The sequence below is a fragment of the Actinacidiphila sp. bgisy167 genome (assembly GCF_057707665.1).
Genome location: NZ_JBYIQP010000060.1, coordinates 23,329 through 43,955 on the forward strand (window position 1 = coordinate 23,329; position 20,627 = coordinate 43,955).

Below are 20,627 nucleotides of genomic sequence, written 5' to 3' on the forward strand. Positions count from 1 at the left end.
GAGACGAGGGAGAGGAAGGTCCACCGTGACCGACAAGCGCATCACGCACTGGATCGCCGGAGCGCCCTGGACCGGCACCGCGGAGCGGCACGGGGACGTCTACGACCCCGCCACCGGCGCCGTGACCGGGCGGGTGGACTTCGCGTCGGTCGCCGAGGTCGACCAGGCCGTCGGCGCGGCGGCCGCCGCCTTCAAGGAGTGGCGCCACGCCTCGGTGGCCAGACGCACCTCCGTGCTGTTCGCCTTCCGCGAGCTGCTCAACGCCCGGCGCGACGAGCTGGCCGCGCTCATCGTCTCCGAGCACGGCAAGGTGCACGCGGACGCGCTCGGCGAGATCGCCCGCGGCCTGGAGGTCGTCGAGTACGCCTGCGGCATCCCGCAGCTGCTCAAGGGCGGCTTCACCGAGCAGGCCTCGACCGGCATCGACGTCTACTCGATCCGGCAGCCGCTCGGCCCGGTCGCGATCATCTCGCCCTTCAACTTCCCCGCGATGGTGCCGATGTGGTTCTTCCCCATCGCCATCGCCGCGGGCAACACCGTCATCGTCAAGCCCTCCGAGAAGGACCCGTCAGCCGCCGAATTCCTCGCAAAGCTGTGGAAGCGGGCCGGGCTACCGGACGGCGTCTTCAACGTCGTGCACGGTGACAAGGTCGCCGTCGACCGCCTCCTGGAGCACCCCGACGTCAAGTCCGTCTCCTTCGTCGGTTCCACCCCGATCGCCCGCTACGTCTACGAGACCGGCACGCGCTACGGCAAGCGCGTGCAGGCCCTGGGCGGCGCCAAGAACCACATGCTGGTCCTGCCGGACGCGGACCTCGACCTCGCCGCCGACGCGGCCGTGGGCGCCGGCTTCGGCGCGGCCGGCGAGCGCTGCATGGCGGTGTCCGTGCTGGTGGCGGTCGACCCGATCGGCGACACACTGGTGGAGAAGATCAAGGAGCGGATGGCCGCGCTCACGGTGGGACCCGGCTGCAACGCGGCGTCCGAGATGGGCCCGCTGGTCACCGGCGCGCACCGCGACAAGGTGACGTCCTACCTCGACGCCGGTCTCGCCGACGGCGCGACCCTCGCCGTCGACGGCCGCACCCACGCCGTCACGGGCGAGGACACCGCGAACGGCTTCTGGCTCGGCCCCACTCTCTTCGACCACGTCAAGCCCGGCATGTCCGTCTACAACGACGAGATCTTCGGCCCCGTCCTGTCCGTGGTCCGGGTGGGCTCCTACGACGAGGGCCTGGAGCTGGTCAACTCCAACCCGTACGGAAACGGCACGGCCATCTTCACCAACGACGGCGGCGCCGCCCGGCGCTTCCAGCACGAGGTCGAGGTCGGCATGGTCGGCATCAACGTGCCGATCCCGGTGCCGGTGGCGTACTACTCCTTCGGGGGCTGGAAGGCCTCGCTGTTCGGCGACACGCACGCCTACGGCCCTGACGGCGTCCACTTCTTCACCCGCGGCAAGGCCGTCACCCAGCGGTGGCTCGACCCGAGCCACGGCGGCATCAACCTCGGTTTCCCGACCAACAGCTGACCGCCAGTGCCGCGCCCGCCAGCAGGGCGCCGCACAGCAGCCAGCTCCCCACCACATCGAGCGGCCAGTGGTATCCGCAGCGGACCAGGGCGACGCCCACCGCACCGTTGAGCAGCACGGCGGCCGCGACCAGCAGCCGCCGTGCCGCCGCGCGCACCAGCCACGGAAGCAGCAGGAGCACGGCGCCGCCGTAGGCGGCGGCGGCCGTGGCCGTGTGGCCGGAGGGATAGAGCCCGGGATAGCCGGGGGACAGCGCCAGCGAGCCGGGCCCGGACCGGCCGATCAGCGGCTTCACCAGGGCGACCAGCAGCGCCGCGAGGAGCATCGCGAGCGTGTACGCCAGCGCCGGCGCCCAGGGCCGGGGCAGCCCGCGCCGGCGTGCCCGCAAGGTGGCGCAGACCAGGGCGAGCAGCAGAACGGGCACGGCGACCCGCCAGTCGCCCAGATCGGCGAGGAACTCCGCCACGCCGGATCGGCCGGCGGGACGGGAGGAGGGTCCCGCAAGGGCGGCGCGCACCGGCCCGTCCAGGGCCAGCAGGCGCCCTCGTCGTGCCTCCTGCCAGGTCAGCAGTCCGAAGAGCGCCGTGCACACCACGGCCACCAGAGAAGCCGGCCGCCCCGGAACAGGGGGGAGAGTTCCGGGGCGGCCAGAACGATCGCCGTACCGCCCGCCCCGGGGGGTGTGGGGCGAGCGGCCGACCGATCGGCGAGGATTGCCGGAGCCTTCGGCTTCGGCGCTGTGCGCGAGGGCACTGCTGTGCCGGTGATGGGGAGTCACCGGCATAGTGTCGCCCGCGGACTTTCGCAGACGGGGTGTTCGTTCCATCTGCCGAAACCGTACGTCACCGGCGAGCCGCCCGGCAGGGGTTGCACCCTCCCGCCATCAGGCCCGCACACCTTCTTCACGCTGCCTGCCGTGCACGCTGAGTCACGGCGAAGCGCCTGGTCACAGCCGGGCGAACGCGCCCTCGATGATGTCGAGCCCCTCGTTCAGCAGGTCCTCCCCGATCACCAGCGGCGGCAGGAAGCGCAGCACGTTGCCGTAGGTGCCGCAGGTCAGCACCACCAGGCCCTCGGCGTGGCAGGCCTTGGCGACCGCGGCGGTCACAGCCGGGTTCGGGTTCTTGCCGCCGGGCTCCACGAGCTCGATCGCGATCATGGCGCCGCGGCCGCGGACGTCGCCGATGACGTCGAACTTCTCCTGCATGCCGCGCAGCCGGCCGAGCATGATCTCGCCGATGCGGCGGGCCTTGGCGGCCAGGTCCTGCTCCTTCATCGTCTCGATGGCGCCGAGCGCGCCGGCGCACGCCACCGGGTTGCCGCCGTAGGTGCCGCCCAGCCCGCCGGAGTGCGCGGCGTCCATGATCTCGGCGCGACCGGTCACCGCGGCCAGGGGCAGACCGCCGGCGATGCCCTTGGCGGTGGTGATCAGGTCCGGGACGACGCCCTCGTCCTCGCAGGCGAACCACTGGCCCGTGCGGCAGAAGCCGGTCTGGATCTCGTCCGCGACGAAGACGATGCCGTTCGCCCGGGCGAAGTCGACCAGCTCGGGCAGGAAGCCCTTGGCCGGCTCGATGAAGCCGCCCTCACCCTGGATCGGCTCGATCACGATCGCGGCCACGTTCTCGGCCCCGACCTGCTTGGTGATCATGTCGATCGCCTGGGCGGCCGCCTCCTCCGCGCAGTTCTCCGGGCCGGTCAGCCAGCGGTAGGGGTAGGCCAGCGGCATGCGGTAGACCTCGGGCGCGAACGGGCCGAACGAGTGCTTGTACGGCATGTTCTTCGCCGTCAGCGCCATCGTGAGGTTGGTGCGGCCGTGGTAGCCGTGGTCGAAGACGACCACGGCCTGGCGCCCGGTGTACGCGCGGGCGATCTTCACCGCGTTCTCGACGGCCTCCGCACCGGAGTTGAACAGCGCGGTGCGCTTGTCGTGGTCGCCCGGGGTCAGCTCGTTGAGCGCCTCGGCGACCTCCACGTAGCCCTCGTACGGCGTCACCATGAAGCAGGTGTGGGTGAAGTCCGCCAGCTGCGCCGACGCGCGGCGCACGACCGCCTCGGCGCTGTTGCCGACCGAGGTCACCGCGATGCCGGAACCGAAGTCGATCAGCGAGTTGCCGTCCACGTCCTGGAGCACGCCGCCGCCGGCGCGGGTGACGAAGACGGGCAGGGTGACGCCGACGCCGTTCGCGACCGCCGCCGTCTTGCGCGCCAGCAGCTCCTGCGACTTGGGGCCGGGGATCGGGGTGACGAGTCGGCGCTCCTGGGCCAGATCGGTCATGGCGGGCGTACTCCTTCGAACCGTGGTCTTTCCTCGCAGGCTAAGCCCGTTCGGCGGAGCCCCGCACACTCCGATAGGGCGCACTGCGGAACGCCTCTTCGACGTGGCGGACATGAGCGTGCCAAGATCCTTCAGACTGCGGTGGCCGCTCGACTACATTGAGTGCGGACCTGCGAGGGGTGGCACACGCGATGGAACGCGACGGTACGCACGAGAAGCCCGCGGCGCCTCCGCCCGGGGGCCCCGGCCCGCAGCCGGGCACACCGCCGGTGCCCGGCGCCCGGCCGATGCCCGGTGCCCTGCCCGCGCCCCCAGGACCGCCTGCCGTGCCCGGACCGCCCGCCGTGCCGGCGCCGCCCGTGCCCGGTTCGCCCCCTGTGCCGGCGCCGCCCGTGCCCGGTTCGCCCCCTGTGCCGGCGCCGCCCGTGCCCGGGGCCCGCCCCGGCCCGGCCGAGCCCGGCCGCGGCGAGCGCCACGCCCGTGCCCGGCGCGACACCGCCCCGGCCGCGCCCCCGCTGCCCCCCGGGGCGCCCCCGCTGCCGGGGACCCACCCGGCAGCCGGCTCGTGGCACGCCCCCGCGCAGTCCGGGTCCACCCCCACCGCGGACGGCTCCGGCCTCGTCGCGTGGCTGCGGATCCCGCGCCCGGCCACCGCCCCCGGCGTGTGGCGCCTCGGGCACCGCCCCCGCCCCGCCGCCGACCCGGACGCCGTGCCGGGCCGCCAGCTCGTCGCCGGCGCCCTGATCTCCTTCCTCGGCGGCTGGCTGCTGTGGTCCCTGCTGTGGAACGGCTACCTCGGCAGCTACTGGCTGTGGCCGCTGCTCGCCCTCACCCCGGACTCGTGGCGGCAGGCGGGCGGCAACCAGACCGCCTACCTGTGGGCCTCGTACCTTTACTACGCCCTCATCGCAGGCGCCCTTCTGGTCTTCTTCGCCCGCATCGGCCGCTGGGCCGAACTGTGGCGCCGCTACGTCACCGCCCCGCTCGGCCGGTCCCGCGAGGCGGAGGGCGCGGCCGCCGGCCGTGAGCCCGCCGACCCCGCCCTGGACCCGGTCGCCTTCCCCGCGCTCCGGCAGGGTGGCGCCGCCGACGCCGCCGACCGGCTCGCCGAGGACGCCCGCTCCGGGCTGATGAACGACGTCGACTTCGCCCGCGTCACCCGCGCCTGGCAGTCCGTACACCTCGCCCCCGGCCGGTTGACCGCCTTCACCGACACCGTGCTGCGGTACGGGGCCGCCGCCTGCGCCCATCCGTCCGGCGCCCGCGACCTGCCCGTCCGCACCGCCCGGCACGACCTGCTCGCCGGCCAGGTCCGGATCGGCGCCGCTCCCGACGACGAACGCAATCCCCGCACCCACCGGGGCGCCGATTACGCCCTCGACCCGGCCGTCCTCGGCACCTCCCTGCTGGCCGTCGGACCGCCCGGTTCCGGAAAGACCGTGCGCTTCGTGCGGCCCGTGCTGGAACTCCTGTGCCTGCAGGCCCTCGCCGGGCGGGCGGCCGTCGTCGCCGTCGGCACCGACGGGGCGCGGCTGGCTCCCGACGAGTCCTTCGACGTCGTCGTCAAGATCGGCCACCCCGACTCCGCGTACGACCTCGACCTCTACGGCGGCACCGCCGACCCCGACGAGGCCGCGGGCTTCCTGGCCGAGGCCCTCGTCGGTGACCTCGCCGCGGCGCTGCCCGGCGGGGACAGCCGCCGCGCGGCCACGGCCCTCGGCCAGCTCCTCGGGCCCTTCCACGCCGCCCACGGGCGGTTCCCCTCCGTCCCCGAGCTGCGCGAACTCCTCGACGGCACCCCGGCGGCCCTGGCCGCGCTGCGCTCCGCCCTGCAGGCCCGCGGTGCCGCCGCCCAGGGCCAGCTGCGCGAACTCGACGCACGGGAGCGGCAGTCCGCCCGGGCAGGCGACGCGGGCCCCCTGCTGGCCGACCGCATCGCGCTGCTCGACCGGCCCGCGTTCGCCGGGTTCTTCGACACGACGGGCGGCAGCCACCCCTTCTCGCTGCGCGGCCTGGAGCACCCGCTGCGGATCCGCATCGACCTTCCGGAGCGGGGCCACGCCGAGGTCTCCCGGATGCTGGCGCGGCTCGTCCTCGCCCAGTTCGCCGAGTGCGCAGTGGCCCGGCGGGACCGCTCCCTGTTCGCCTGCCTCGTCCTCGACGACGCCTCCCACACGGTGACCGCGGAGTCGGTGCGCGGCCTGCAGCGGATGCGCTCCGCCAACGCCGGCGCCGTCCTCACGCTGCGCACCCTGGACGACGTCCCCGAAGCGCTCCGGGGCGCCCTGCTGGGCGCCGTGGGCTGCCGGGCGGCCCTGGCGGGCGTCACCGCCTGGGACGGCGCGCGCTTCGCGGAGGTGTGGGGCAAGGAGTGGGTGGACGTCCAGGACGTCACGAACCGCCAGATCATCGCGGACGAGCCGCTCACGCGGGTGCTCCACACGGTGCGGCGCCTGGTGACCGGGAAGGCCGTCACGGCGGAGTCGGTGACGGTGCGGCGGGTCGAGCGCGAGCGGTGGTCCGCGTCCGACCTCGCGCACGCCGTCCCCGCGGGTCACGCGGTCGTGTCGCTGACCTCGGTGGACGGGGAGTCGGCGCCGCCGGTGCTGGTGGATCTACGGGCGTAGGGAGCGGCGGGATCTTCGTTCCCGCGGCCCGGGTCGGCCACCGGAGGTGGTGGCGCGGCCGGCGGTCCGCCCGCTACCGGCGGCGGAGCCGGGCGTCCTCCAACGGGGGCGGCGTGGCAGCGTAGTTGTCCTCCGGATTCAGGTCGGTCCCCGGCGGGACGATCGCGTCGATGCGATCCAGGACGTCGTCGGTCAAGGTGGTCCCGGCGCCATCGAGCAGCCCGTCGAGCTGCTCGGCGGTGCGCGGGCCGATCAGCACCGAGGTGACGGTCGGGTGCGCGAGGGCGAAGGCGATCGCCAGCTGCGGCAACCGCAGCCCCGCTTCGTCGGCGAGGGCGGTGAGCTGCTCGAGCGCGGCGGCCTTGAGCCGGCCCGCCGGCGTGGCCGGGTCGTAGAGCGCCGGCCGGGACGACGCGCGGTGGCCGCGGGAAACGTCGGCCCGGCCGGACAGCCGGCCGCCGTTGAGCGGGCTGAAGGTCAGCACTCCCATGCCGTGGCGCTGCGCCGTCGGGAAGACGGCGCCCTCGGGGCGCCGTCTGAAGAGGGAGTACATCGACTGATCGGTCAGGAACCGGTACGACCCCTGGCGCTCTGCCGCCCACTGGGCCTCGACGATGGTCTCCGCCGGAGACATGGAGGAGCCGAAGGCCCGGATCTTCCCCGCGCGCACCATCGTCGCCGCGCTGCCGGTCGCCGCGACCTGCGTGCCGCGCGAGCGCGGCGGCGTACGGGCAGCGGCGGTGTGAACGGGCGCCGCCGATGGAACCCGCTCCGCCGCTGCGGCGTCCAACCGGCATGACTACCAGGTACTCCGCACGCGCCACCGCCCTCGCGGCCACCGCCGCCGCGGCAGTCCTCACGGGCTGCGCCGACCGGGACCCCGCCCGCGTGGCGCTCCCGACCGCTCCGGCCCCGACCACCATCCCCTACGAGCTCTACACCCACTGCGGCATCGACGAGGCCCTGGTCGGGTCCACGTACTTCGAGGCCGAGACCCCGCTCTCCGACGGCTCCTTCAATCCCCCGCCGGGCTGGGGCAACCCCACGCAGCGCGGCACGATGACGCTGCTGTCACCGACGACAGCGATCTTCACCGACCCCAAGGGCCACGAGGTGCGCTTCCGCGCGCGTGTGGGGGCGGACGGCTTCAAGCGCACGTGCGAATAGCCCCCGCCGCCCGGTTCTCCCGCGAACCGTACGAAGACCACGGAGGAACCGGGGTCGCTCGCGACGAGCAGCGTCAACGGGACGCGGCCGGACAGCGGGTCCGCGTACCAGCCGTCGTGGCGTCCGACGTCGGTCGCCGGGCGTTCCCCGGGCGACCATTGTCAACCCGAGGAGGGATCAGGGCGGCAGGGGTGCGTGCGGGTTTCGGGTCAGCAGTACGCGTTCCACGCGGACCGGTAGCCGTCGCGGTAACCGCGGCGGTATTCGGAGGGCGCGTATCGAAAGTGCTGGTCACAGCCACTCGTTGATGGCGGCGACGAGGACGGTTGCCTCGTAGCGGACCGCGAGTTTGTCGTATCTCGTCGCCACGGCGCGGTGCACGAAGGACTGACGGTGCTCGCCGAGCGCCGGATCTGTCCACCGCGCTGGAGCGGGCGGCGGCGGCCGGATACACCCACCTCAACCTGGACGGCGCGCTCATCCACACCGACCGCGTGGCCGCCGCCGGCCCCAACGGCGCGACCTGGGGTGGTCGGGCAAGCATAAGCACCACGGAGGGAACGTGCAGGTCATAGCCGCCCCGGACGGCTGGCGCCTCTGGGTCTCCCCGGCCCGCCCGGGCCGCGAGCACGACACCACCTGCACACGGGCACACGGACTGGTCGACGCCCTGAACCGGCTCGCCGCCACGCTGGACATCCCTACCCTGACCGACCTCGGCTACGAGAACGCCGGGCCCGGCTTCCGCCACCCGGTCAAGAAACCCAAGGGCGGTGAACTCGCCGAGCCCGACCAGGCGTTCAACTCCGTGATCCGATGCGTCCACGCCGTCGCCGAACGAGCCAACGCCCTGCTGAAGGTCACTTTCAAGGCCCTGCGCAGGGTCAGCCTCGACCCCTCGGCCATCACCCGCATCGCCCGAGCCGCCCCCGTCCTGCTCCAGCTCGAGCACGGCCGCACCACCTGAACAAAGATCACAAAACGTCACGAAACGTTACTGAGAAGACTTCAGTACCGGCCGCAGCGCCTTGCGCCACCTGCGCCACGTCTTCTCGTCACCGGATAACGCACGCCACGCCCTCCCACCCGCCGGGGTGTCGCCGTTCCGTGAACCGTGGTTCTGGATCACATTCCGTGCTTGGGCCACGAAGGGTTACCGCAACCACGATCATGAACGGCCGTCCCCATTCGTGCAGAACCCCCCCCCGGGGACTGACCGCGACCGCCTCGAAACGGCTGACGAAGGCGGTGGCGCGACCCGGCAGTCCAAATTTCGGACGAATTCGTAGCCGTTCGGTGACATGGGCTTGGGAAGATCTTGGCATGGTAAGAAGGACGAGACCGCAGGTGCGCCGTCGGATAGTCGGTGCGGGAATAGTGCTGGCTGTGCTGGTGGGTCTTGCCGCAGCGGGGTGGCACGCCTACGCCTGGCTGACGGTTCCGATGGCCGGTCCGTCGCGGACCGATGAGGTGGACGCAGCGAGCCGCAAGGCGAAGGCTGAAGCCGAACACCGCCTGGAGAAGGTCGTCGACGTCCTGCCGGGTGCACCGCGACAGCTCGGTGCCGCCGCCGCGGACCACTGCCTTCGTAATTCCCCCTTCGAAGGCGAACCGCCTGGTCCGCTGAGCTGCCAGTGGCGGCTAGAGCGGTATATCGTTTTTGACGGCGACCTGCGGACGGTTGGCGAGACATGGGGAAGGGCCCTCGGCAACGACCGGTGGATCGGCGCACGGGTGCCGTTTCCTTCCGGTTACAGTTCCAGCTCCGAACGGTACGAGTACCGCGACCCCCAGACTCATGACCGCCTGATCGTCACGATGGTCCAGGACGTTGCCGAGCTTCGTCTCCTGGATGACGCAACCCGTTTCGAGTTCGAGGGCGTCGAGGAATACGAACGAGAGCGGCGGAATTTCACCGGACAAAAAGCCGCAGAACACGCAGTAGAAGAAGGCCGGCGAGTCGCCAGTGTCTCGCTGGTCCACGCCTACTACAGCCAGAGCGGCCGCGCTCCCTTTGAACCGTCGTACTGGTGACGACCTGCCCCCCGGCAAGGGTGAGGTGCCGCCGCACAGCTACTGAACTTGGTTGAGTGATGTCGGTGCCATTCGCCTGACAGCTGGGTGGCGGCACCGGTAGCTGACCGGGTTGAGCTACGCCCCTTCGGTGATCCCACCTTGGACGACGGTGCGCGTTGGCCGGCGGGTGGGCGACGCCAAGGCGGCGCTCACGGCGCAGGGGGACTTCGTCGCCGAGGAATTCGGTTCGCGGGGCGTCCCCTTCGACGTCGTCTCGCCGACCCGATGCGCACCGGATCCGCAAGGCCCCAGAGGCTGCCGGAGCGGAACTCGCGGCCGCTCGGGAGTGGCCGCGCCCGACTTCGAGGCGCGGGTGCCCGAGATGCTCGGGGTATCGCTCTCGGGCGGATCGGCGACCCCCCGTGAAGTGGCTTCCCTCATCACGTTCCTCCTCACTCGATGCGGCGGGCTGCATCACCGGGGCCGACCTGATCGACGGAGGAGCGGTCAAGGCTGTCTGACACGCAGTAAGGCGCGTCGACGCGGCCCCGTGCGAGTGAGGGCGGGGCAAGGGTGGGGGGCGGGCGCTGTCGGGAATCGCGGGGCACCGCAGGTATACGGTGAGGCAGAATCGGAAGTGAACACACTCCGCGATGGAGAAAAAGCCCGTGCCGCCCACGCTCGCCTCGCTGCTGCGGAACCCCGCCCTGAAGCTGGCCGTCCTCGCCGGAGGGGACCGCCTGGCGGAGGCCGCCGTCCGCTGGGTGCACACCAGTGAGCTGGACGACCCCACGCCGTATCTGGAAGGCGGCGAGCTGCTGCTCACCACGGGCCTGAAACTGGACGTCGGCTCGGCCGAGGCGCTCGGCCAGTATGTGGCGCGCCTGGCCGGAGCCGGTGTGGTGGCCCTCGGCTTCGGCGTGGGGGTGAGCCACGACACGGTGCCGCAGGCGCTCGTGGACGCGGCGGCCGCGCACCGGCTCCCGTTGCTGGAGGTGCCGCACAGGACACCGTTCATCGCGATCAGCAAGGCCGTCTCCGCGGAGATCGCGGCCGACCGGTACAAAACCGTGACCGCTGGGTTCGAGGCGCAGCGGGAGCTGACCCGGGCGGCGCTCGCGCCGGACGGGACGACGGCGCTGCTGTCGCGGCTGGCGGCGCATCTGAAGGGCTGGGCGGCGCTGTACGACGCGTCGGGCGCCGTGGTGGCCGCGGCGCCGGAGTGGGCGGGGCGGCGTGCGGCACGGCTCGCCGGGGAGGTGGAGCGGCTGCGCGGCAGGTCCGCCCCGGCCAGCGCGGCGATGGCCGGCACCGAGGACCGCGTGGAGGTGCACTCGCTGGGCACCGGCCGGCGCCCCCGCGGTTTCCTCGCGGTGGGCACCGAGGAGCGGCCCGACACCTCGGCCCGGTACCTCGTGAACGCCGCCGTCGCGCTGCTGACCCTCTCCCTGGAGCAGTCCCGCGCGCTCCAGGACACCGAGCAGCGCCTGGGAGCCGCGTTGCTGCGGATGCTGCTGGTCGGGGAGCCCGAGCACGCGCGCACCGTGGCGGGGCGGCTGTACGGCGGGCTGCTCGACGCCCCGGTGCGTGTGCTGGTCGCGGAACGCGCGGCGGGGGTAGCGGGGGACGCGGTGGGACTGCTGGCCGAGCGGGTCGAGACGGCCGCCCTGCGGGCCGCGGAGCCGGTGCTCGTCGTGCGGGACGCGGGCCGGCTGACGGCGCTCGCGGCCGCGGAGGGCGAGGTGGCACGGGCCTGCCTGGCGGTGGTCGACGGCAGCGACGACCTGGTGGCCGGGGTGTCCGCCGCGGCGGATGCCGCGGGTGTCCCGGGCGCGCACGAGCAGGCCCAGCGGGCGCTGGCGGTCGCCCGGCGGCGGGGCCGCAGCGTGGTCGAGCACGACGAGGTCGGTTCCGGCTCGATGCTGGGGCTGCTGGGTGACGACGCCGTACGGGCCTTCGCCGACGGCCTGTTGCGGCCGCTGCGCGAGCACGACGCCACCGCCCGCGGTGATCTGGTCGCGTCGCTGCGGGCGTGGCTGTCCCGGCACGGGCAGTGGGACGCCGCCGCGGCGGACCTGGGGGTCCACCGGCATACGCTGCGCTACCGGATGCGGCGCGTGGAGGAGATCCTGGAGCGCTCGCTGGACGACCCGGACGTCCGTATGGAGCTGTGGCTGGCCCTCAAGACCCGCGGCTGAGCGAGTCCCCTGAGGACGGTCCCTCGGGGCCTGACAAAAAGGCGAGTCGCCGCCGCCGGCTAGGACGCACTGGACAAGACCGGCCGGGTGCCGTCCGCCCTACCGTGGTCGGCATGAGCACACCCACCGCCTTCTGGCTCGCCGGCCGCCCGGTCATCGGCGAGGACACCTTCGATGTCGTGAATCCTCATGACGGCAGCGTCGTGGCCGGCGTCAGCGTGCCGACCCCCGCCCAGGTGGAGGAGGCGGTCGCCGCCGCGAAGGCCGTCGAGGCGCGGTTCGCCGCTACCCCCGCCCATGTGCGCGCCGCGGCCCTCGACCACGTGTCGAAGCGGCTGGCCGAGCGCGGCGAGGAGATCGCCCGGCTGATCACCGCCGAGAACGGCAAGCCGATGAAGTGGGCGCGCGGCGAGGTCGGCCGCGCGGTGTCGGTCTTCCGCTGGGCGGCGGAGGAGGCGCGCCGCTTCAACAGCGGCGAGGCCCGGCGCCTGGACACCGACGCGGGCGGCACCGGCCGCCTGGCCCTGACCCGCCGCTTCCCGCGCGGCAGCGTGCTCGGCATCGCACCGTTCAACTTCCCGCTCAATCTGGTGGCCCACAAGGTGGCGCCGGCGATCGCGGTCGGAGTGCCGATCATCCTCAAGCCCGCCCCGGCGACCCCGCTGTCCGCGCTGCTCCTCGGGGAGATCCTGGCCGAGACGGATCTGCCGGCCGGTTCGTGGAGCGTGCTGACCGTCCCGAACGAGCGCATGCCAGCCCTGGTGCGGGACGAGCGGCTGCCGGTCATCTCCTTCACCGGCTCCGACCGGGTCGGCCACCAGATCATGGACTCGGTGCCGCGCAAACACGTCACCTTGGAGCTGGGCGGCAACGCCGCCGCCGTCGTCCTGGCGGACTGGTCCTCGGAGGAGGATCTGGAGTGGGCGGCGAGCCGTATCGCGACCTTCGCCAACTACCAGGGCGGCCAGTCCTGCATCTCGGTCCAGCGGGTCGTCGCCGACGCCTCCGTGTACGACCGGCTGGTGGAGAAGGTCGTCGCCAAGGTGAGGGCCCAGGTCACCGGCGACCCCTCGGACGAGGCGACCGACGTCGGCCCGCTCGTCGACGAGAACGCCGCCGCGCGCGTCGAGTCCTGGGTCGAGGACGCGCTGAGCAAGGGCGCCAAGCTGCTGACCGGCGGCCGGCGTGAGGGCGCCGCCTACGAGCCGACCGTGCTCGCCGACCTTCCGGCGGACGCGATCATCGCCACCGAGGAGGTCTTCGGCCCGGTCCTGTCCCTGCACAAGGTGGACGGCGCCGACGAGGCCTTCGCGGTCGTCAACGACTCCCGATTCGGCCTGCAGTGCGGCGTGTTCACCCACGACCTGCAGACCGCCTTCCGAGCCCACCGCGAGCTGGAGGTCGGCGGCGTCGTCATCGGCGACGCCCCCTCCTACCGCGCGGACCAGATGCCGTACGGCGGGGTCAAGGACTCCGGCGTGGGCCGCGAGGGCGTCGCGTACGCGATGGAGGACTACACCTACGAGCGGGTGCTGGTCCTGACCGGGCTGGCCCTGTAGCGCCCCGAGAAAAACCACCCCTCCCTGGCGGCCGGGGCGCATGTGCGGTGCGCCCCGGGCCTGTCCTGCGCCCTGTCGGCATGAGCACGTAAGGTGTCCCGATCGCAGGAGCGCCCAGGGGGCGCAGGGGAGGGGAAACGCAAGGTGGCAACGTACACGGTGGTCTGCGCGGCGGAGGCCCCGGCGACCGCGGAAGCCGTCGCCGGGGGACCGGTCGGAGGCTGGGTCGTCGGGGGCGAGGGCGGCACCGAGGTGCTGTTCGACGCGCCGGTCACCGAGGGTGAGGGCATAGGCATCGCCGACGTGGTGCCCGCCGGGCGTGAACTGGCACGGCGCCTGGACGCACCGGCCGTGGTGCTGGTGGCGACACCTCAGGTCGCGTACGCGGTGTTCGTGCGCCCGGACAGCGACGGCGGCCAGCGCATGGGATGGGCGGCCGGCTGGGAGCCGCCGACCGACCCGCAGGAGTACGCCGAGCACCGCGCCCAGTGGGACGCCCAGGCCGCCACCTGCGCGCAGTGGTTCGGGCGCCCCGAGGCGGCCGCCGCCCTGGCGGAGGTCCGCAACGACCCGCGCCCCGGCGAGGCCGAACCGGAGTCGGAGGAGCTGCTGCGCCGGGTGTGCGCGGCACTCGGGGTCCCGGCCACGACGGTCGGCGCCTCCTCGCTCACCTCCCCGGACGGCGTCGCCGACGCGGGCGTACCGGACGGAGCGGTACGCGTCGAGGCCGCGCCGCCGGAAGGCGACGAGCCGGCCGAGGCCGGCAGCTCCACGGCGCGCGCCGTGCGCGCCCTGATGCTGCTCGCGGGCTTCTACCTGCTGGGAGTGGTGCTCCTCGCGGTGCTGGCGGGAATCGACGTCTTCGTCGCCACGTGGGGCTCCGGCGCGTTCACCAGCAAGGTGGTCATCGTCAGCGCCGTCCTCGCCGTCCCCATCGTCCGCGGCATGTTCATGCTGCGGCGTCCCGAAGACTCCGGCCCCTCGGGTGTCCCCGTCACCGAGCAGCAGCAGCCCGAGCTGTGGGCGGCCGTGCGCGACCTCGCCGCCCGCTACGGCACGCGCGCGCCGGACGAGATCGTCCTGGTCGGCGACGTCAACGCCGCCGTGTCCGAGGAGTCCCGCCTCCTCGGCCTGGTCGGCGGCCGCCGCCGCATGTACATCGGCGTGCCCCTGCTCACCGGTCTGAGCGAGCGCCAGCTGCACGCCGTCCTCACCCATGAGCTCGGCCACTACGGCAACAGCGACACCCGGCTGGCCGCGATCACCCTGCGGGGCCAGCAGCGCGTCCTGCGGACCATCGCGCACTTCGAGGAGCGTGCCGCCCGCGCCCGGGGCAAGGAACAGGCACGGCAGGAGGAGCGGGCCGCGAAGGCGCTGGCCAAGGGCCGCGACGCCAAGGAAGTCGACACCACGGGCGCCGGCATCACCTACCGGGCCATGGCGGCGATCTACACCGCCTACGCCACGTTCTACCTCCGCGCCTCGCACAGCGTCGGCCGCGCCCAGGAGCTCGCCGCCGACCAGGCCGCGGTGCGGCTCGCCGGGCGGGAGGCCACCGCCTCCGCACTGCGCGAGATCCCGGTGCTGGACACCGCCTTCGACCACTACATGCGGCAGTACGCCTCCTTCGGCGCACCGGCCCGGCTGCTGCCGCCCGCCGGTGAGGTCTACGGCGGCCTCAGCCGCTTCCTGGCCGACCCCGCCCGCCGTGCCGAGCTGGCCCGGCTGCGCGCCCGGCTGCCGCGCGAGCAGCGCTCCCCGTACGACTCGCATCCCCCGATCGCCGAGCGCGTGCGCCTCGTCGAAGCGGCGCCCGCGGACGGGCCGGCCACGGCGCCCGCCGGGCCGGACCGCCCCGCCCTGGAGCTGCTGCGCGACCGGGACCAGGTGCTGATCGCCCTGGAAGCGGCGGGCCTCAGCCCCGAGAGCCAGTCGTTCACCCGAGTGGAGTGGAGCGCCCTGGCGGATCCGGCGGTGCGTGCGGTGCTCGCCGGCAACGCCGAGCCGGTGCGCGCCGCGCTGTCGGCCGCGGGCCTCGAGCCGACCGTGACGGCCCTGCTCGACGCCGCCGACCAGGGCCGCCTCGCGGCCGTGGCGCAGCAGCTGCCCGAGGGCGCGCTGCACAGGGGGGCCGCCGCGCTCGCCGGCCTCGCGCTCGCCGAATCCGGCGCGGCCCACTGGGAGCTGACGTGGGGTCAGGGCGTGCGGCTGGTGCTGGCCGACGGCACCGACGAGGCGGAGTTCGGCGCCGCGGTCGACGCCCTCGCCGCCCCCGCCACCGAGGACGGCGCCGCGCCGGACACCGTGCCGCTGCGCAAGCTGCTCGCCGCGGTCTGAGCCGCCGTCGGGAAGGTCACCGGCCCCGCGCACCCCGTGCGCGAGGGCTGGTGACGACGCCGGAACCGGGGTACCAACGAACCAGCAGCTCCGGTCGGTAACCGACGCGAGGTGACGTCCCCATGTCCGCAGCATCCCCCCGCCCCACCGTGTCCGAACGTGAAGCGCGCGAGGTCGCAGAGGCCGCCCGCGAACAGGAATGGCGCAAGCCCAGCTTCGCCAAGGAACTGTTCCTGGGTCGCTTCCGGCTCGACCTGATCCATCCCCACCCCACCCCGTCGACCGAGCAGGTCCAGCGCGGCGAGGAGTTCCTGGCCAAGCTGCGCGACTTCGTCGAGACGAAGGTGGACGGGGCTCTGATCGAGCGTGAGGCGAGGATCCCCGACGAGGTCATCACCGGGCTGAAGGAGCTCGGCGCCCTCGGCATGAAGATCGATCCCAAGTACGGCGGTCTCGGCCTCACCCAGGTGTACTACAACAAGGCCCTGGCCCTGGTCGGCTCCGCGAGCCCCGCCGTCGGTGTGCTGCTGTCCGCGCACCAGTCGATCGGCGTGCCCCAGCCGCTGAAGATGTTCGGCACCCCGGAGCAGAAGGAGCGGTTCCTGCCGCGCTGCGCCCGTACCGACATCTCCGCCTTCCTTCTCACGGAGCCCGACGTCGGGTCCGACCCGGCGCGCCTGGCGACCACGGCCGTCCCCGACGGGGACTCCTACGTCCTCGACGGCGTGAAGCTGTGGACCACCAACGGCGTCGTCGCCGACCTTCTGGTCGTCATGGCGCGGGTGCCCAGGAGCGAGGGCCACAAGGGCGGCATCACCGCGTTCGTCGTCGAGGCCGGCTCCGAGGGCATCACCGTCGAGAACCGCAACTCCTTCATGGGGCTGCGCGGCATCGAGAACGGCGTCACCCGGTTCCACCAGGTGCGCGTCCCCGCCGAGAACCGGATCGGCCCCGAGGGCGCCGGGCTGAAGATCGCCCTGACCACCCTCAACACCGGCCGCCTGTCGCTGCCCGCCTCCTGTGTGGCGGCCGGCAAGTGGTCCCTGAAGATCGCCCGCGAGTGGTCGGCGGCCCGTGAGCAGTGGGGCAGGCCGGTCGGCCGCCACGAGGCCGTCGGCGCGAAGATCTCCTTCATCGCGGCGACCACCTTCGCCCTCGAGGCCGTCATGGAGCTCTCCAGCCAGATGGCCGACGAGAACCGCAACGACATCCGTATCGAGGGCGCGCTGGCCAAGCTCTTCGCGTCCGAGATGGGCTGGACCATGGCCGACGAACTGGTGCAGATCCGCGGCGGCCGCGGCTTCGAGACCGCGCAGTCCCTCGCCGCCCGCGGCGAACGGGGCGTCCCGGCCGAGCAGCTGCTGCGCGACCTGCGGATCAACCGGATCTTCGAGGGTTCCACAGAGATCATGCACCTGCTGATCGCCCGTGAGGCCGTCGACGCCCACCTGTCGGTCGCCGGGGACCTCATCGACCCCGACAAGGCGCTCGGCGACAAGGCCAGGGCCGGTGTGAAGGCCGGCGGCTTCTACGCCCGCTGGCTGCCGAAGCTGGTCGCCGGCCCCGGCCAGATCCCGGGCGCGTACTCCTCCTTCCACCCGGCGGGCCATCCCGACCTCGCCGCCCACCTGCGCTACGTCGAGCGCGGCGCCCGCAAGCTCGCCCGCTCCACCTTCTACGCCATGTCGCGCTGGCAGGGCCGGATGGAGACCAAGCAGGGCTTCCTGGGGCGCGTCGTCGACATCGGCGCGGAACTGTTCGCCATGAGCGCGGCCTGCGTCCGCGCCGAGATGCTCCGTACGCGCGGCGAGCACGGACGCGAGGCCTACCAGCTCGCCGACGCCTTCTGCCGCCAGTCGCGGATCCGCGTCGAGGAGCTCTTCGGCCGCCTGTGGACGAACACCGACTCCATCGACCGCAAGGTCGTCGACGGCGTCCTGGGCGGGGCCTACACCTGGCTCGAATCGGGCATCGTCGACCCCTCGAGCGACGGGCCCTGGATCGCCGACACCACGCCTGGCGCCTCCCGCAAGGAGAACGTCCACCGGCCGATGCGCTGACCGACCGGACCAGGGGCGCGGCCCCCGACGCGCGGCACCGCCTTCCCGGAGGCGGTGCCCCCGCCGTGCCGGCGACCCGACACAATGGGGGGATGACGGACACTCTCGCCGACCCCCACCTGCGGCTGCCCGGACCGGACGCGGCCGGCGGGGCCAACGACGGCCCCCGCGACATCGTCGTCCTGGGATCGACCGGATCGATCGGCACCCAGGCCATCGACGTCGTCCTGCGCAACCCCGACCGCTTCCGGGTGGTGGCCCTGTCCGCCGCCGGCGGCCGGGTCGGGCTCCTCGCGGACCAGGCGCGGCGGCTCGGCGTCGCCGCGGTCGCCGTCGCGGACGAGAACGCGGAAGGCCCGCTGCGGGAGGCCCTGGCCGAGCGGTACGGCGCCGAGTCCCTGCCGGAGGTCCTGGTGGGCCCGGACGCCGCGACCGAGCTGGCCCGCCGTCCGTGCCACTCCGTGCTCAACGGCATCACCGGCTCGATCGGGCTGCGCCCGACGCTGGCCGCCCTGGAGGCGGGGCGGATCCTGATCCTCGCCAACAAGGAGTCGCTGATCGTCGGCGGCCCCCTGGTGAAGGCCGTGGCCAAGCCGGGTCAGATCGTGCCCGTCGACTCCGAGCACTCGGCGCTCTTCCAGGCCCTGCTGGGCGGCTCCCGCCCCGAGGTCCGCAAGCTCGTCGTGACCGCCTCCGGCGGCCCCTTCCGCGGCCGGGACAAGCGGGAACTGGCCGCGGTCACCCCCGAGCAGGCGCTGGCCCACCCCACCTGGGACATGGGCCCGGTGGTCACCATCAACTCGGCCACCCTGGTGAACAAGGGCCTGGAGGTCATCGAGGCCCACCTGCTCTTCGACATCCCCTTCGACCGCATCGAGGTCGTCGTCCACCCGCAGTCGTACATCCACTCCATGGTGGAGTTCACCGACGGCTCCACATTGGCGCAGGTCAGCCCGCCCGACATGCGGATGCCGATCTCCCTGGGCCTCGGCTGGCCCGAGCGGGTGCCGGACGCCGCGCCCGGGTGCGACTGGACCAAGGCCGCGACGTGGACCTTCTTCCCGCTCGACGACGAGGCCTTCCCGGCGGTGGCGCTCGCCCGCCGCGTGGGTAGTCTCGGCGGTACCGCCCCCGCGGTGTTCAACGCGGCCAACGAGGAGTGCGTGGCCGCGTTCCTCGCCGGAACGCTGCCCTTCACGGGCATCGTGGACACCGTCGCCCGGGTGGTCGAGGAGCACGGCACCCCCGCCGAGGGAACCTCCCTCACCGTGGAGGACGTCCTCGAGGCGGAGGAGTGGGCGCGCGGCCGCGCCCGGGAACTGGCTGCGGAACAGGCGACGACGGAGGCGGCACACGTATGACGGGACTCATGTGGGCACTGGGGATCGCCATCTTCGTGGTCGGCCTCCTGTTCTCCATCGCCTGGCACGAGCTCGGCCACCTCTCCACGGCCAAGCTGTTCAAGATCCGGGTGCCGCAGTACATGGTCGGCTTCGGGCCGACCATCTGGTCCCGCCGGAAGGGTGAGACCGAGTACGGCGTCAAGGCGATCCCGCTGGGCGGCTACATCCGCATGATCGGGATGTTCCCGCCCGGGGACGACGGCCGCGTCGCCGCCCGGTCCACCTCGCCCTTCCGCGGGATGATCGAGGACGCCCGCTCCGCGGCCTACGAGGAGCTGCAGCCCGGCGACGAGACCCGCATGTTCTACACGCGCAAGCCCTGGAAGCGCGTGATCGTCATGTTCGCCGGGCCCTTCATGAACCTGGTCCTCGCCTTCGGGCTCTTCCTGGCGCTCTTCATGGGCTTCGGCATCCCGACGCAGACGACGACGGTCGGATCGGTCTCCGACTGCGTCATCCCCGCCTCCGACACCCAGGCGCTCAAGGCCAAGGACCCCTGCGCCCACGGCGACTACCCGGCCGCCCCCGCCAAGGCGGCCGGCCTGCACAAGGCCGACCGGATCGTGGCCTTCAACGGGGTCAAGGTCGACGACAGCCAGTGGACGGTGCTGCAGCAGGAGATCCGCAAGACCATCGGCCCCGCCACCATCACCGTCGTCCGCGACGGCAGGACCCTCGACCTGCACGCGAACCTGATCGCCAACAAGGTCGTCAGGACCGACGGGAACGGCGGCATCGTCAAGGGCCAGTACGTCCAGGCCGGATTCCTCGGTTTCACACCCGCCGACGGCGTGGTGACGTTCGGCTTCGGCCAGTCGATCGACCACATGGCCACCACCGCCGAGGACGGCGTCCGCTCCCTCGCGGCGGTCCCGGGAAAGGTTCCCGGCCTGTGGAACGCGGTCTTCAGCGGCGGCGAGCGCCAGCCCGACTCCCCGGTCGGCATGATCGGCGCGGCCCGCCTGGGCGGCGACATCTTCTCGCTGCCGCTGCCGGCCACGCAGAAGATCGCCACGATGGTCAACCTGCTCGCCGGGGTCAATCTGGCCCTGTTCCTCTTCAACATGCTGCCGCTGCTCCCGCTCGACGGCGGGCACATCGCGGGCGCCCTGTGGGAGTCCGTGCGCCGTAACGTCGCCAAGGTCTTCCGCCGGGCCGACCCCGGCCCCTTCGACGTGGCGAAGCTGATGCCGGTCGCCTATGTCGTGGCCGGGATCTTCATCTGCTTCACGGCCCTGGTGATGGCCGCGGATCTCATCAATCCGGTGCGTTTGACCTAGACACGATGCAGGAGGCGTGGGCGCGGTGACGTAGTCTCGTTGACCGGAGCCCGCCCACGCCGCCGGGACCTCGATCCGCGTACTTTGGGGATGCCACGCACATGACCGCGATTTCGCTCGGGATGCCGTCCGTTCCGATCAAGCTCGCCGACCGCCGCAAGAGCCGCCAGA

The 20,627-nt window shown here is 73.0% G+C and carries 13 protein-coding genes and 1 pseudogene; 11 read left to right on the top strand and 3 right to left on the bottom strand.

The window, feature by feature from the left end:
* The first annotated feature begins 25 nt into the window (after positions 1-25).
* Entirely contained in the window at positions 26-1,531 is a 1,506-nt protein-coding gene (locus AC3ET4_RS21565) for a CoA-acylating methylmalonate-semialdehyde dehydrogenase (RefSeq protein ID WP_431951844.1), read from the top strand.
* Here the strand turns inward: AC3ET4_RS21565 and AC3ET4_RS21570 are convergent.
* Both AC3ET4_RS21570 and gabT read right to left on the bottom strand, forming a co-directional pair.
* Positions 1,503-2,126, bottom strand: coding sequence for a phosphatase PAP2 family protein (locus tag AC3ET4_RS21570; RefSeq protein WP_431951846.1), 624 nt, complete (start codon positions 2,124-2,126; stop codon positions 1,503-1,505). The genes AC3ET4_RS21565 and AC3ET4_RS21570 overlap by 29 nt on opposite strands.
* A gap of 351 nt (positions 2,127-2,477) precedes the next feature.
* Entirely contained in the window at positions 2,478-3,809 is a 1,332-nt protein-coding gene (gabT, locus tag AC3ET4_RS21575) for a 4-aminobutyrate--2-oxoglutarate transaminase (RefSeq protein WP_431951848.1), read from the bottom strand.
* Between the two features lie 425 nt (positions 3,810-4,234).
* Here gabT and AC3ET4_RS21580 point away from each other — a divergent pair, with 425 nt between their 5' ends.
* Positions 4,235-6,436: an ATP-binding protein gene (locus AC3ET4_RS21580; protein WP_431951850.1), complete on the top strand. Its 2,202-nt coding sequence runs from the start codon at positions 4,235-4,237 to the stop codon at positions 6,434-6,436.
* 73 nt (positions 6,437-6,509) lie between these two features.
* Here the strand turns inward: AC3ET4_RS21580 and AC3ET4_RS21585 are convergent, their stop codons facing one another.
* Positions 6,510-7,070 carry an aldo/keto reductase gene (locus tag AC3ET4_RS21585; protein ID WP_431951852.1) on the bottom strand — a complete coding sequence of 187 codons (561 nt, stop codon included), beginning with the start codon at positions 7,068-7,070 and terminating at the stop codon, positions 6,510-6,512.
* A gap of 161 nt (positions 7,071-7,231) precedes the next feature.
* Between AC3ET4_RS21585 and AC3ET4_RS21590 the strand changes: the two genes are divergently transcribed.
* The 9 genes and pseudogenes from AC3ET4_RS21590 to AC3ET4_RS21630 all read left to right on the top strand — a co-directional run bounded on the left by AC3ET4_RS21590 (position 7,232) and on the right by AC3ET4_RS21630 (position 20,456).
* Entirely contained in the window at positions 7,232-7,603 is a 372-nt protein-coding gene (locus tag AC3ET4_RS21590) for a hypothetical protein (RefSeq protein WP_431951854.1), read from the top strand.
* Positions 7,604-7,978: 375 nt separating this feature from the next.
* Positions 7,979-8,570 (top strand): annotated as a pseudogene (locus tag AC3ET4_RS21595) (HARBI1 family protein); the annotation flags it as partial.
* Between the two features lie 410 nt (positions 8,571-8,980).
* On the top strand, positions 8,981-9,637 hold the full coding sequence (locus AC3ET4_RS21600) for a hypothetical protein (RefSeq protein WP_431951856.1): 657 nt from the start codon (positions 8,981-8,983) through the stop codon (positions 9,635-9,637).
* 650 nt (positions 9,638-10,287) lie between these two features.
* Positions 10,288-11,817, top strand: coding sequence for a PucR family transcriptional regulator (locus tag AC3ET4_RS21605; protein WP_431951868.1), 1,530 nt, complete (start codon positions 10,288-10,290; stop codon positions 11,815-11,817).
* Positions 11,818-11,930: 113 nt separating this feature from the next.
* Positions 11,931-13,376: an aldehyde dehydrogenase family protein gene (locus AC3ET4_RS21610; protein WP_431951858.1), complete on the top strand. Its 1,446-nt coding sequence runs from the start codon at positions 11,931-11,933 to the stop codon at positions 13,374-13,376.
* A 144-nt stretch (positions 13,377-13,520) separates the two neighbouring features.
* On the top strand, positions 13,521-15,713 hold the full coding sequence (locus AC3ET4_RS21615; protein ID WP_431951860.1) for a M48 family metalloprotease: 2,193 nt from the start codon (positions 13,521-13,523) through the stop codon (positions 15,711-15,713).
* Between the two features lie 122 nt (positions 15,714-15,835).
* Positions 15,836-17,773, top strand: a complete 1,938-nt coding sequence (locus tag AC3ET4_RS21620; protein ID WP_431951862.1) for an acyl-CoA dehydrogenase family protein — start codon at positions 15,836-15,838, stop codon at positions 17,771-17,773.
* A gap of 92 nt (positions 17,774-17,865) precedes the next feature.
* Positions 17,866-19,134, top strand: a complete 1,269-nt coding sequence (gene dxr / locus AC3ET4_RS21625; protein ID WP_431951864.1) for a 1-deoxy-D-xylulose-5-phosphate reductoisomerase — start codon at positions 17,866-17,868, stop codon at positions 19,132-19,134.
* The gene (locus tag AC3ET4_RS21630) at positions 19,131-20,456 is read left to right on the top strand and encodes a M50 family metallopeptidase (protein WP_431951866.1); all 1,326 of its coding nucleotides are present in this window, start codon (positions 19,131-19,133) and stop codon (positions 20,454-20,456) included. Before dxr ends, AC3ET4_RS21630 begins: the two co-directional genes overlap by 4 nt.
* Positions 20,457-20,627 lie beyond the last annotated feature (171 nt).

Bases quoted from the DNA above. Each gene is read 5' to 3' on its own strand.
- gabT (WP_431951848.1), bottom strand. From the start codon at position 3,809: ATGACCGATCTGGCCCAGGAGCGCCGACTCGTCACCCCGATCCCCGGC.
- AC3ET4_RS21610 (WP_431951858.1), top strand. From the start codon at position 11,931: ATGAGCACACCCACCGCCTTCTGGCTCGCCGGCCGCCCGGTCATCGGC.
- AC3ET4_RS21590 (WP_431951854.1), top strand. From the start codon at position 7,232: ATGACTACCAGGTACTCCGCACGCGCCACCGCCCTCGCGGCCACCGCC.
- AC3ET4_RS21630 (WP_431951866.1), top strand. From the start codon at position 19,131: ATGACGGGACTCATGTGGGCACTGGGGATCGCCATCTTCGTGGTCGGC.
- AC3ET4_RS21620 (WP_431951862.1), top strand. From the start codon at position 15,836: ATGTCCGCAGCATCCCCCCGCCCCACCGTGTCCGAACGTGAAGCGCGC.
- AC3ET4_RS21585 (WP_431951852.1), bottom strand. From the start codon at position 7,070: ATGTCTCCGGCGGAGACCATCGTCGAGGCCCAGTGGGCGGCAGAGCGC.
- dxr (WP_431951864.1), top strand. From the start codon at position 17,866: ATGACGGACACTCTCGCCGACCCCCACCTGCGGCTGCCCGGACCGGAC.